This is a genomic window from Silvibacterium bohemicum (genome assembly GCF_001006305.1).
Lineage (GTDB): Bacteria > Acidobacteriota > Terriglobia > Terriglobales > Acidobacteriaceae > Silvibacterium > Silvibacterium bohemicum.
Genome location: NZ_LBHJ01000001.1, coordinates 807,146 through 820,575, shown reverse-complemented (window position 1 = coordinate 820,575; position 13,430 = coordinate 807,146). Strand labels below are relative to the sequence as shown.

Below are 13,430 nucleotides of genomic sequence, written 5' to 3'. Positions count from 1 at the left end.
CCTGCAGAACGATCCAAACTGCGCTCCATGCACTTTAGGTATTTTCGCTTGACGTATGCTGCGCGAATACCAATTTTGTCCACTTTTGGCACAAATGTCGGAATGTTTTTTAAATCCTGGTCATTGCTTCATATACTTACAAAGGTAACTACGGTAACCTAGTTGCATTGAGCGGTTCTTTGCTCGAGCGACGTGACTTTGTTTCGACCTGGCAAAAATCAGACGACCGTCTTCGTCGCGGCGCTTGCACTCTCCGCAAGCGGAGTGCTCATTCTTGCGCGAGCTGCCTCGCACCTGCCCATTTTGAAAGATTCGCTGCTGTTCCGGTTCATCCTTTGCTGGATCGTCGCGCAGCTTGCGTTGCTCATCATTGCCCTGTTCAGCATTCGCTCCAGCAAAAAGCAGCGCCAGGCAGAGAGCCAGCTGCAGCAGATCGCGCAATTGCAGAAAAGCATTCTGGATTCCGCGGGCCCGATGATCATGGCGACTGACCTGGACGGCAGGCTGCTGATTTTCAATCCCGCCGCCGAACGTATGCTGGGATATACGGAGGCAGAGGTCTGCGGCAAGCTTCAGTCTCACGAGCTGTTCTCTCCCGGCGAGATGGAGCGGGTGGGCAAACAGATTGCCCGGCGGCCAGCCTCCGCGCAGCAAGCCAGCGATTCGCCTCGATCCATCCTCAGCAGCTACGTGCAATATGTTTCGAACTTCCCTCCCAGCCGGGTGCGGGGAATCGAGATGCAATATCGCCGCAAAGACGGGAGCATCTTTCCGGCCATGGTGTACCTGGGTGCGGTGAGGTCTCCGGAAGGCGACATCCGGGGGCTGGTCGCCGTCAGCATGGATCTCTCTTCGACCAAGCGCGCAGAACAGGCGCTGCGGGAGAGTGAAGACCGCTATCGCGACCTCTTCGAAAGCTCGATCGAGATGATCGCCACACTGAGCCCGCGCGGTCGATATCTGTACGTAAATCCCGCGTGGCAGGGGCTGTTCGGTATCAACACCGAAGGGTTTCAGAGCTTCATGAGCTTCGAATCGCCGTTTCCCGCTGGCGTGCAAGCCGAAGCGGCAGCGCTGTTTCGCCGCGCGCTCAACGGAGAGAACGTCGACAACGTGCTTTTGCACCTCCAGGACACCGACGGGCGAAGCGTCGAGGTGGAAGCCAGCCTCAGCTGCAGGTACACGGATGGGCGGCCGGTCTCGGTTCGCTGTATCTTCCGCGACGTTACGCAGCAGAACCTCCGCGAACGCCGGCTGCGCATGCAGCTTCACGTCAACCAGATGATCGGCGAGTCGACCTCGGCCGACGAGACACTGCCCAAAGTTCTGGCCGCGCTCTGCGCACCCCTCGAGTGCGACCTGGCAAATCTCTGGGTCGTCGACGAGGCGGCAGAGCTTATTCGCTACCAATATGGCTGGTCGGCGCCGGGACGAAACTATGAGGAATTTACCCGGGAATCGAATTTCCGCGTCTTCAGCCGTGGCCAGGGACTGCCGGGAACAGTCTGGGCGATGGGTAAGTTCAAGTGGATCGAAGAGCTGCGCGATGAACCGGCCTTCCATCGCCGTTACGCCGCACGCCTGGACGGACTGACGACAGGCTGGGCCGTTCCGGTACGCGCGATCAACCAGGTCATCGCCGTGGTGGAGTTTTTCAGCCGCCAGCGCCAGCAGGAAGATCTGGAGATGATGGCCTCGGTCGAGACCGTCTGCGCCTCGATCGGCCAGTTTATGGCGCGCTCGGCTCAGGAAGGCCGCGTACGCGAGCTGAATCGCCAGAAGGAGTTCATTCTGAACTCGGTCGGCGATGGAATCTTCGGCGCCAATCCGGAGAGCGACGTCGATTTCGTCAACCCGGCTGCGGCCGAGATGTTGGGGGCGCCTCCCGCTGACCTGATCGGCAAATCGATTCATACCATCATCCACCAGGGATCCGACGCCTGCGGAGATCAATGCCGGCTGCGGCGTGCCCTTCTGATGCATGAAAATACTACCGGGCAGGATGTCTTTGCCCGCAGGAATGGGACCACCTTCCCTGTCGAGTTTGCCGTGACCCCCATGTTGGAACAGGGGGTGGTCGTGGGCAGCGTGCTGAGTTTCCGCGACATCAGCCAGCGATATGCGCTGGATCGCATGAAGGATGAGTTCATCTCGACGGTCAGCCACGAACTGCGCACTCCGCTGACCTCGATTCGAGGCGCCCTGGGCCTGCTGTCCCATGGACTGCTGGGCGATATGAGCGAGAAGGCGTCCAATCTCCTTCGCATCGCCGTCTCCAACTCCGACCGGCTGGTTCGATTGATCAACGACATCCTGGACCTCGAGCGGATGCAGTCCGGCCGCGCTCCGCTGGCCTTCCGCGCCTGCTCGGTGAACGAACTGGCACGGCATGTGGTGGATGCGATGCAGCCGATGGCTGACGCCGCCGGGGTGAAGCTCGTGGTCGAAGCAGAGCCGGTTATCGTCGAGGCCGATTCCGACCGCCTTATGCAAGTGCTCACCAATCTGCTCAGCAACGCAATCAAGTTTTCGCCTATGGATTCGACGATCCGCGTGCTTGTGGTTCACGCGAACGAAGGCGCGAGCCTCAGCGTGATCGATAGCGGCCGAGGCATCCCAGTGGACAAACTGGAGAGCATCTTCGACCGCTTCCACCAGGTAGACGCGTCCGACTCCCGGCAAAAGGGCGGGACCGGGCTCGGCCTGGCCATCTGCCGTACGATCGTGCAACAGCATGGCGGCCGCATCTGGGCAGAGCGCAACCCTGACCAGGGATCCACATTCCGGGTCATGCTTCCGGACCGCAGCCGCCTGGAATCCTCCTCCGACGTCAGCCTTCTGCCGCCAGCCTCGATAACCACGGAAACCGTACTGGTGTGTGAGCCGGATGTACAGGCGCGGCGCACACTGGTCGAGGGACTGCGAAGACAGGACTATCGCATCCTTGAAGCCGAGAATCGCGAACAGGCCATGCAACTGGCCCATCGCTTTCCTCCCCAGGCGATCCTGCTCGGAGTCTCGAATCACCCGCGCAATGGGCTCGAAACCCTGCAGGCATTGAAAGAGGATTCTCGTACCGCTCGCATCCCTATTGTCGTGCTCAGCCTTCTGTCTCCGGCGGAAAAATCGAAAGTCGCAGAAACGGCGGATGTCTGGCTGCCGCTGCCCATCGATGAAGCGCTACTCCTCACAGAGTTGGCCCGGCTGCTGAAGCGCAGCGGCGAGCAGGCTTCGGTCTTGCTGGTAGAAGACGATGAGGATCTGGCGCGCGTTATCATCGCCACCTTCGAACGCGCTGGCGTTGGGATTCACTATGCCCCACGGCTGTGGCGCGCGAAGGAGCTATGTCACGAAGTGCGTCCCAGCCTGATCATTCTCGACCTCGCATTGCCTGATGGACACGGCCTCGAGCTGGTCGACTGGTTGCGCACGCAAACGGAGCTTCGGCATCTCCCTCTGGTGGTGTATTCGGCCCGGGAGGTCTCCGCCATTGAGCAGGAACAGCTCAAACTGGGCCACACCGAGTTCCTCACCAAAGCCAAAGTGCAGCCCGAAGAAGTAGAGGCCCTCGTCTTCACCATGCTGCGGCGCTACGATGTGGCAGACGCAGCAACAAACCGGAGATAGATGGACGCTCTCCGGCACTTCAATAGAAGAGTCTAGAGATTAAGGAATCTGAAAAAAATGCAACGGAGAATTCTCATCATCGACGACGACGACGACATCCGGGAGGTAGCGGCTCTCACGCTAGAGATGGTTGCTGGCTGGGATGTGGTAAGCGCCAACTCCGGCAGCAACGGTATCGAAAGAGCTCAGGAGGCAAGCCCCGATGCCATCCTGCTCGACGTGATGATGCCGGGCATGGATGGTCCCACGACATTTCAGGAGCTGCAAAAAATTCCGGAGACCGCGAAGATTCCGGTCATCCTGCTCACCGCAAAGGTGCAGGGAGCGGACCAGAAGCGCTTCGCTGAACTCGGCGTGGCGGCGATTCTCTTCAAACCCTTCGATCCTCTAACGCTGGCCAAGCAAATGTCGGACGCGCTGGGTTGGCAGCAGTGAGCGCTGCACTTCTACTTAACCGTTGCCGCAATGCAGAAGGACAACGCGATGAATATGATAAATAGTTCGAACGGATCACAGCCTGATCTTCCGGGCAAACTGGAAGCGGTATGGAAAAACAATCTTCCTAAAATCGCAGGCCGTGTACTGACCCTGCGCTTCGCCGAGCAAAGCCTGGCCCAGGGCACGCTCGATCAGGTTGGCCGTAAAGAGGCCGAGTCGGCTGCGCATAAGCTGGCTGGCATCCTGGGCACCTTCGGCCTTCCGCAGGGAACCGCGCTTGCTTCCAAAATCGAGGTGCTGCTCTCCGGAGACGCCCATATCGACGACGAGCAGCGGCAGGAGTTAGCCTCCTTGCTCAAAGAACTGGAGACGGAGATTCGTTCCCGGGAAGCCTAAATGCGGAGCGGAGCGTCCTCAGAAGATGTGGTGCTCTTCGTCCGTGATCAGGATCGGCGCGATATTCAGATTCACATTCTCAGCCGGAGCAGCTTCCGCTTCGGCTCGCACCTTTGCCACCGAGAGCCAATTGTCCTTGTGGGGATGATCCGCCACCCAGGGCGGCAGAGGCATGCGCAGATGACGGCTCAGCGCCACGGAATAACCTTCGTAGAGCGACCGCATCTTGCGCAGCCGCTCCATGGAATCTCCATCCCGGCAAACGCGAATTCCGGACTGGCAGAGCAGGTTGTACAGCACCTCGAAGCGCTCCGGCGGAAGGCGATCTTCCATGTCCGTAACCGGCGTGAGGGAGAAGATCTGAGCAATGTCAACGACCGCGTGGCGCGCAATGGCGAAGGTCAGCTGTGCCTGACGTGCGGCATGCTCCTGTACGCCGGCAATCATCAGCGAGCAAATATCCAGCACCGCGGTGAGCGCGCCGATCCAGCTTTGGTTGGAGTGTTGCGAGCGAAAATAGCAGAGCAGCGGATAAGAGATATGGCTCTCCAGCAACTCGGCCGACCAGCGCTCCCACTCCACCAGCAACAGATTGAGCGCCTCCGTGCCCCCGCTAAATGCGTGCCGGCGCATCAGCTCGGCAGCGGTTGGCGGAGAGCCGGCGCGGGCATCGAGCAGAGAGATATTGACTTCGCGCCGCGAGAAAGCCCCATACAACACGGGAAAATAGCCGATGACCAGAGCCAGAAATCCCAGCCCTATCCCTGACTCCAGCACCACCAGCAGTCGCGCCCAAGGCGAATGCGGAGTCAAATCGCCGATCCCAAGAGTAAAGACGGTGGTTCCACTGAGGTAGAGATCGGAAAGAAATCCCGGATGGGCCTGCGACGGATCGTTAATCGGGATGCGCAGCGACGCATAGAGCAAAGCGAAGCCGAAGAGCAGCCCCGTGGCCCAAATCGCAATCAGCAGGATGAGCGACAGCGGCCCATAGTAGCTCAGGGCAGTCTCCCGCTTCCTTGAGTCCTTGATTCGGCCTGCGATCTGCGCCCAGGGCCACCAGGTCAGCACAAAGTACATGTGCGTGATTCGAAACCGCCCCGTGGCGCGGCGCGGCAGAATCACCGTCTGGAATGCGTCGAACAACGCGATGAAAAGACATGCGGCTCCGACACAAAAGTAAAAGGCTCTCAAGCGTGTCCCTCAATCCTTATAGCCCTGCGTTTCCCAGCAAAAAACGGATAGCGCGTTCAGCTGCGGCCTTCGATAGTCTAAAGAGAGTATGGCCGGACTGGCGCGGTTACTGGTAAAACTCGGGCTGCTGCTGATTCTAGCCGGTGGGATTGTGTACGCGCTCGACCGTTTCGGCATTCGCGCCGGCCATTTGCCCGGAGATCTCGCCTGGCGGCGTAAAAACGTAGCGGTCTTCTTCCCGCTGGGAACTTCCCTGCTCCTCAGCATCGTGCTTTCTCTTATCTTCTATCTGCTCTCCCGCTTGCGTCGCTGAAGGGGTGCTCAAACCACACCCAGGCAGCATGTAGACTGAAACCTTGTGGTTAGCCAGCTAGGTTTCAGCTTCGAAGAAACAAAAACTCAGCAGCGGCGCGTGTGGAAGATCAGCGAGCTTACTGGACAGCTGCGGCTCGAAGTGGAGCGCTCCTTCTCCGACCTCTGGATCGAGGGAGAAATATGCGACTTTCGCCCCGCGGCGTCGGGACATCTCTACTTCAATCTGAAAGATGAGTCGGCCCAGCTTTCCGTCGTGATGTTCCGCCGGCAGGCTGGGCTGCTCCGTTTCCGTCCCGAGGATGGACTGCATGTTCTGTTGCGCGGCAAACTTTCCGTCTATGAGCAGCGAGGCTCGGTACAGATTGTTGCCGAACATCTCGAGGTGATGGGCGCGGGTTCGCTGCAGCTCGCCTTCGAGCAAGTGAAGCGTCAGTTGCAGCACGAAGGACTCTTCGACGCCGAGCGCAAAAAGCCGCTTCCCGCCTTTCCTCGCTGCGTGGGCATCGTCACTTCGCCGTCCGGCGCGGTCATCCGCGATTTCCTGAACGTTGCAGGACGCCGCCACTCCGCGCTGCAAGTCTTGCTTTATCCTGCGCTGGTGCAAGGCGACGCAGCAGCAGCCGAGGTCGCTGCGGGCATTGCGTTTTTCAATCGATCGCAAGAGGTCGACGTCATTGTCGTCGCGCGCGGCGGCGGCTCGCTCGAAGACCTGACACCCTTCAACTCGGAATTCCTGGCCCGCGCCATCGCCGCATCCGATCTACCCGTCGTCTCGGCCATCGGTCATGAGACCGACTTCACGATCGCCGATTTCGTCGCCGACCTTCGCGCGCCGACCCCGTCGGCAGCAGCGGAACTGATCACCGGCGCGCAGCACAAGATCGAGGAGCAGGTGGAGCAGCTTTCGTTGCGCATTCACCGCGCAGCGCGCTATGCGCTGATTCAGGCGCGGGAGCGCTTCGCGCGACTCTCCGCTCCGGCTGCCTTCGCACGATTGCAGGATGGGCTGAACCGCCGCCAGCAGCGCGTCGACGAGCTTTCCTATCGCGCCGAAACTCTGGTCGGACGGCAGCTGCAGAGGGCCTCACAGCGCGTACAGCAACTCTCGTCCGAGCTGATTCGTCACGACGTGAGCCATCGCCTGAAACTCGCGGATGAGCGACTGGAATCGCTTGCGGGCAGGTTGCTCCACGCCCAGGTCGCGACCGATGCCCGGCATCGCGCGCGGCTTAAATCTTTAGAAAGAAATTTAGTCGCGCTCTCACCGCTTGGAGTGCTGAGCCGCGGCTATGCTCTGGTCTACGACGAGAATGGAGCCTTGCTGCGCGATGCAGCCCAGGCTCATCCGGGACAGATTTTGAAGACACGACTGGCACGGGGCAGCGTCGAGAGCCGCGTCACCCAGACCTCACAGGAATCGAACGGAGAACAGAACAAGGAATGAGAAAGCTTTTCGGAACGGATGGCATTCGCGCAGTGGCGGGAGAATCCCCGCTCGACCCCAAGACCATTTACGCAGTGGGACTGGCCCTGGCGCATCAGCTGCAAATGAGCTCGCAGCAGCCGCGGGTAATCCTGGGCATGGACACACGTGAGTCCAGCGAATGGATCGCCGGAGTGCTTGCTGCCGGTCTCTCCAAAGGTGGCGCTGCAACGGAAAGCGCAGGCGTGATCACCACCCCAGCGATTGCGTATCTTGCGCGCAAACACCGTTTCTCCGCCGGGGTTGTGATCTCAGCTTCGCATAATCCATGGCACGACAACGGCATCAAAATTTTCGGCGGTGACGGTTACAAATTGCCGGACGAAGTTGAACTGCGCATTGAAGAGGAGATCTTCAAACAGCTTGCGACAGTGCCTGCAATCGATCCGTCAGCAGTGGCTGCGCTTCAGCCCAAAGAACATTACCGCGCCGAATATGAGGCTTTCCTGCTCTCCGCCGTGCCCGCCTTAGCTCTTGGAGAGATGAAGCTGGTCCTCGATTGCGCTAACGGCGCAGCGTCTGCCATTGCACCGGAGCTCTTCGCCCGGCTCGGCGGCCACATACAGCTGACACATGTCCAGCCCGACGGCCGCAACATCAATGCCGACTGCGGCGCGCTTTATCCTGCGACGGTTGCAGCCGAAACCAAGGCCACACAATCCGATATCGGCGTGACCTTCGACGGCGACGCCGACCGCGCGCTCTTCGCGGATGCCCAGGGACGCGTGGTGAACGGCGACGCGATTCTCCTGCTCGCCGCGCGCGATCTGAAAACGAAGGGCCTGCTTCATAAAGACACGGTGGTCGCGACAACCATGTCCAACATGGGACTTGAGGCGGCTCTCAAGCGCGACGGAATCACGATGCTGCGCGCGCCAGTGGGCGACAAGTATGTGCTGGAGATGATGCAGGCCAACGCGGCCTCACTGGGGGGAGAGCAGTCCGGACACATTCTCTTTCCGCATCTCGCCACCACCGGTGATGGGCTTCTAACCGCTCTGGTAGTGCTCGATATCGTGCGCCGCTCCGGCAAGCTGCTTCACGAACTCCTCGCCGACCTTAAGGTATTTCCCCAGGTCATCGTGAATATTCGCGTGAAGGAAAAGAAGCCGCTGATGGAATTTGCAACCATCGCGGATACGATTCACGCAGCAGAAAACGAATTGAACGGCAACGGCCGGGTGGTGGTCCGCTATTCCGGAACCGAACCACTGGCTCGCGTGATGATCGAAGCAGAGTCCGAAGCACTCATGCGGCGTCACGCGGACTTCATCGCTGATGCGATACGTGATGAGTTGGGGGCATAGCATCGTGCGAATCAAGAGTGCCGCTCTCGATTTGTGCTGACCGCTTCTTAGCTGGCCGGACTTTAGCCGACCGTCTTTTGGCGATCCGCTTCTCAGCTACCCCATATCTCGCCAATTGCTGCCCACACCCACATCGGCAACCAGCGGGATCTTGAGCTCAATCACACTCTCCATCTCGGTCTTCACCAGCTGCTGCACCTCATCCACTTCAGCCGATGGCGCGTCGAAGACCAATTCGTCATGCACCTGCAGCGTCATGCGCGTCTGAAGCTTCTGCACGCGCAGCTTCTCCTGAATGCGGATCATGGCCAGCTTGATCAAGTCAGCGGCGGTTCCTTGCAGCGGAGTATTTACGGCAGTGCGTTCGGCAAATCCGCGCAGATTCGCATTGCGGCTTTGAATATCCGGAATGGGACGCACTCGTCCAAAGACAGTCCGTACCTTTTGCTCCTGGCGGGTCTCTTCGAGCAGCCGGTCGATGAACGCTCGCACGCCTTTGTAGCGCTCGAAGTAGGTATCGATATACAACCGCGCCTCATGCTGATCGATGTTCAACTGCTGTGCCAATCCAAAGGGCGAGATGCCGTAGACAATGCCGAAGTTCACCGCCTTGGCGCGATTGCGCGTCTCCTTGCTCATATTTTCGGCGGACACTCCGAATACTTCGGAGGCGGTCAGAGTGTGAATGTCCTGACCAGTGCGGTATGCGTTAACAAGTAAGGGGTCATCGGAAAAATGAGCCATGAGCCGTAGCTCGATCTGCGAGTAATCCGCAGAGATCAGTTGATTTCCCGGCGCAGCGATGAACGCCGCGCGAATCTCACGTCCCAGTTCAGTGCGAATGGGAATGTTCTGTAGATTGGGATTGGTCGACGACAGACGTCCCGTCGCCGTGCCGACCTGGTTAAACGTGGTATGCACGCGACCTTGGCCATCGGCCAGCAGAGGCAGAGAATCGACGTAGTTCGATTTCAGCTTGGCCAACTGCCGGTATTCGAGCACCATGCGCGGCGCCACATGATGCACAGATAGCTCCTCGAGCACATCCTGCGCGGTCGACACCACCTTGCCCTTGCCATACTTGATGGGTTTGGGCAGGCCCATTTTGTTGAAGAGAACATCGCCAAGCTGCTTGGGCGAATTGATGTTGAAACGATGCCCTGACTGCGCAAAGATCTCTTCTCCCACTCGCTGCATCTCCGCTGACAGCTTGTCGCCCATGCGATTCAACAGACCCGAATCGATGCGCACTCCGGCTTTCTCCATCTCCAACAGCACCGGCACCAAAGGCCGATCGATCGTTTCGTAGACGCTGCGTGCCTCCAGCGTCTCCACATCCTGCCGCAGCACAGGAGTCAACGATTCGATAGCATGCGCCGACTCAGTAAGCAGCCGGTCGCCCGTCTCGCGCAGCGGATAGTCGCTGAATCTCGCCGCAACATCCCCCAGCCGGTGCGTGGTGTGCGTGGGATTGATGAGATACGAGTACAGCATCAGGTCGTCCTGCGCGCCGCGCAGCGTGACTCCATGCGCCTCCATCGCCCGCAGCGTTCCCTTCAGATCGTGCACTCGCTTCGGTACGGATTCGTCCTCCAAGAGCGAACGCACCGTCTCCAGTTCCACCAGCAATGCCTTATCGCCATCCGCGGCCACAGCAACCTTGCACTGCACTTCCACAGCCGGAGTCTCGCATTGCTCTTCCGCCTCGAACATCAGAGACATGGTCTTCAGCTCTGGCTCGCGCTCTTCGATCGCTTCGGTTTCCTGCTCCGAGACCTGTTCCGCAGCCGCTTCTAATGCGGAGGTATTTACCGCCAGCGCGAAGCCGCCGGCTCGCGCTGCAGTAATGAAGGCTTCGATTTCTTCCGTGCTCGGCTCGATGCGATGCTCGAATGTCTGCTTCACCTCGGCCGGCGCCAGCTCCTTCAAGAGCGTGGTGAATTCGAGCTCGGTAAACAGCGCGCGGCACGCATTCACATCCGGAGGCAGCGTGCGCATCTGCTCCAGGTCAAGCTCCAGCGGCACCGAGCAATGGATCGTGACCAGCTCCTTGCTCAACAACACGGTGTCGCGGTTGCTCTGGAGCGATTCGCGGTATCTCTTTCCCTTCACCTCGGCCGCCCGGTCGAGCGCTGCCTCTACGCTGCCAAACTGCTGGATCAGCTCGACCGATCCTTTGTCGCCGATTCCCGGCGCGCCGGGGATGTTGTCAATCGAATCGCCGCGCAGCGCCATCACGTCGACAACTCTTTCAGGAGGCACACCCAGCGTCTCGATCACCTTGTCGCGATCGAGAACCAGATTGTCTTTCGCCGGATTCAGCACCCTCACCTGATCGGTCACCAGCTGCAGCATGTCCTTGTCATTCGATACGACGTAGACATTGTGTCCGGCCTTCGCGGCCTGCACCGCGAGCGTTCCAATCACGTCGTCCGCCTCGAAGCCCTCGGCCTGCAGGATGGGGATATGAAATGCCTCAAGCGCACGCCGGATATAGGGCAGTTGCTGCGCCAGGTCCGGAGGCATCTCCGTGCGGTTCGCTTTATAGCCGCCGTATTCCACCTCGTCGAACTGCTGCGTCTCGGCGTTGAACTTGCGCAGCTTGATCTCGCGCGCCCGCTCGTCGCGAAAGACCGGTCCGCTCAGGTCGAAAACAGCGGCAAAGTATTCCGGAGAAAAATCCTTGCGCAGCTTGTTGATCATGTTCACGAACACATACGTCGCCGCAGTGGGCACGCCGGTGCGTGTCGACATCGGCCGCTGCCGCTGCATCGCGTGGTAGGCGCGGAAGATGAAGGACATCGAGTCGAGCAGAAAGACGGGCGGTTTGGTAGCGTCGGTGGACATCGAATCTGAGTCTACCGCTTCTCCTGGCGTGGAATCTCATGCTCCGGCCGGGTATTTAGGAGAGAAACATGCAATCGCCGTAGGAAAAGAATCGATAGCGGGATGTAACCGCATGGCGATAGGCCGCGAGCACATGCTCTCGCCCGGCAAAAGCGCTCACCAGCATCAGGAGCGTCGACTGTGGCAAATGGAAATTGGTCAGCAGCGCCTTGACGACGCGGAATTCGAAGCCGGGCGAGATGAAGATATCTGTACTGCCGGAATGAGCTTCGAAGCTTCCATCGCTCGACGTTTGCGCGCAGTGTTCCAGGGTGCGAACCGTGGTCGTCCCGGCGGCCACTACGCGACGCCCTTCGCGCAGCGCGGCATTCAACTCGCAGGCTGTTTCTTCGGACAACGTATAACGCTCGCGATGCAGATGAATGTCCTCAAGCCTTTCCACGCGCACTGGCTGGAAAGTACCCAACCCCACATGCAGGGTGATGTGCGCGATGCGAACGCCTCGCTCGCGTATCCGATCGAGAATCTCCGGGGTGAAGTGCAGGCCGGCCGTCGGAGCGGCCACCGATCCGCGATCGCGGGCAAAGACGGTCTGGTAGCGTTCGCGATCTGTATCAGCATCGGTATCTTTTTCGGAGCGACGAATGTATGGCGGCAGCGGAATGTGCCCAAGCCGCTCCAATATCGCATAGAAATCGGCAACAGGCTCGAAGCGCAGCGTACGCTCACCAAGCTCGCCGCGCGCAATCACTACGGCACGCAACTCTCCCTCGCCGAATACAAATTGCGTTCCGGCCTGGACCTTGCGGCCGGGACGAACCAGCGCCTCCCACTCCCATTCACTGACTTGGCTGGTAAGAAAGACCTCCATGCGCCCGGTCGGGTCTTCACCATAAGCGGCAGCGCGAACACGCCGCGCAAAGAGGCGCGCTGGGATCACGCGGCTGTTGTTCAACACCAGCAGGTCGCCCTCGCGGAGCTGCTCCGGAAAATGCTGGAATGCGCTGTCCTGCCAATGACCCGAGCGGCGGTCCAACATCAATATTCGCGCACCTGAACGCTCAGCAGGAGGCTGTTGCGCGATCAGCTCTTCGGGAAGTTCGTAATCGAAATCGGAAACCAGCACAAGGCCAATTCTATCGGCTGAAGTGCGCTTCGGCCCGCGCCCGAGCCCGCTCCAATGCGTCGTTCAGCTCCTGGCGCTTCCCTTCCAGCATCTCTGGAGTATCTTCCGCGCCGGGAGCCGGAAGAGCACGCGACCAGCTCACGGCCACGCGGGAGAACGGCTTGGGGATGAGAAACTGGTCCCAGGATCGCATCGTCCAGGCGCGCTGGGGCAACAGGTAGAAGCTGCCGATCTTCTGGCCCGTCATCTGCGCTAGCCTGACCGGGCCGGCTTTCGTCTGATAGATCGGCCCCCGCGGCCCATCGGCTGTGAACACTACCGGGAATCCATTCTCGATGACAGCCTTCAGCCCGAGCAGTCCCGCCGCACCTCCGCGCGAGCTCGACCCGCGAACCGCGCCATAGCCCAGAAGACCGAGCGTACGGGCGATCAGCTCGCCGTCGAAGCTCTGGCTAATGAGGATGGAGCAGCGAAATTTGCGGAAGTACCAGCCGCAGGGCAGAGTGCAGCGATGCCAGAAGCAGAAGATGCCGGTGGTCGGCGGGCTCTCCGGAACCGCTCCCTCTTCGCAGATCACCTCGAAGCGAAGCGTCATCCCGATCAGGGCCAGAACCAGCGCTGTCAGTCGCGGGATAATAGCCAGAGCCACCCGCTGCCCAAAAGAGAATTGATGAACGGAACTCACTCATCGATTCTA

The 13,430-nt window shown here is 59.8% G+C and carries 10 protein-coding genes; 6 read left to right on the top strand and 4 right to left on the bottom strand.

Annotation, left to right across the window (positions count from 1 at the left end):
• Positions 1-192: 192 nt before the first annotated feature.
• The 3 genes from XX99_RS03515 to XX99_RS03505 are packed head-to-tail and all read left to right on the top strand — an operon-like array spanning position 193 to position 4,461.
• Positions 193-3,627, top strand: coding sequence for a PAS domain S-box protein (locus XX99_RS03515; RefSeq protein WP_156185772.1), 3,435 nt, complete (start codon positions 193-195; stop codon positions 3,625-3,627).
• A 57-nt stretch (positions 3,628-3,684) separates the two neighbouring features.
• A complete protein-coding gene (locus tag XX99_RS03510; protein ID WP_050057958.1) occupies positions 3,685-4,062 on the top strand; it encodes a response regulator in 378 nt (125 codons plus the stop codon).
• A 48-nt stretch (positions 4,063-4,110) separates the two neighbouring features.
• A complete protein-coding gene (locus XX99_RS03505) occupies positions 4,111-4,461 on the top strand; it encodes an Hpt domain-containing protein (protein WP_184084522.1) in 351 nt (116 codons plus the stop codon).
• An 18-nt stretch (positions 4,462-4,479) separates the two neighbouring features.
• On the opposite strand, the gene XX99_RS03500 is transcribed toward XX99_RS03505, so the two are convergent.
• Entirely contained in the window at positions 4,480-5,655 is a 1,176-nt protein-coding gene (locus XX99_RS03500) for a potassium channel family protein (RefSeq protein ID WP_050057956.1), read from the bottom strand.
• Positions 5,656-5,743: 88 nt separating this feature from the next.
• On the opposite strand from XX99_RS03500, the gene XX99_RS03495 reads away from it, so the two are divergent.
• Genes XX99_RS03495 through glmM form a run of 3 tightly spaced genes read left to right on the top strand, consistent with a single transcriptional unit; the run spans position 5,744 to position 8,760 of the window.
• Positions 5,744-5,968: a DUF2905 family protein gene (locus tag XX99_RS03495; protein ID WP_050057955.1), complete on the top strand. Its 225-nt coding sequence runs from the start codon at positions 5,744-5,746 to the stop codon at positions 5,966-5,968.
• 45 nt (positions 5,969-6,013) lie between these two features.
• The gene (xseA, locus tag XX99_RS03490; RefSeq protein ID WP_050057954.1) at positions 6,014-7,414 is read left to right on the top strand and encodes an exodeoxyribonuclease VII large subunit; all 1,401 of its coding nucleotides are present in this window, start codon (positions 6,014-6,016) and stop codon (positions 7,412-7,414) included.
• On the top strand, positions 7,411-8,760 hold the full coding sequence (gene glmM, locus XX99_RS03485; RefSeq protein ID WP_050057953.1) for a phosphoglucosamine mutase: 1,350 nt from the start codon (positions 7,411-7,413) through the stop codon (positions 8,758-8,760). Before xseA ends, glmM begins: the two co-directional genes overlap by 4 nt.
• 96 nt (positions 8,761-8,856) lie before the next feature.
• On the opposite strand, the gene polA is transcribed toward glmM, so the two are convergent.
• Genes polA through XX99_RS03470 form a run of 3 tightly spaced genes read right to left on the bottom strand, consistent with a single transcriptional unit; the run spans position 8,857 to position 13,418 of the window.
• Positions 8,857-11,607, bottom strand: coding sequence for a DNA polymerase I (gene polA / locus XX99_RS03480; RefSeq protein ID WP_050057952.1), 2,751 nt, complete (start codon positions 11,605-11,607; stop codon positions 8,857-8,859).
• A 55-nt stretch (positions 11,608-11,662) separates the two neighbouring features.
• Positions 11,663-12,733, bottom strand: coding sequence for a tRNA preQ1(34) S-adenosylmethionine ribosyltransferase-isomerase QueA (gene queA / locus XX99_RS03475; RefSeq protein WP_050057951.1), 1,071 nt, complete (start codon positions 12,731-12,733; stop codon positions 11,663-11,665).
• A 10-nt stretch (positions 12,734-12,743) separates the two neighbouring features.
• The gene (locus XX99_RS03470; protein ID WP_156185771.1) at positions 12,744-13,418 is read right to left on the bottom strand and encodes a lysophospholipid acyltransferase family protein; all 675 of its coding nucleotides are present in this window, start codon (positions 13,416-13,418) and stop codon (positions 12,744-12,746) included.
• Positions 13,419-13,430: the final 12 nt, after the last annotated feature.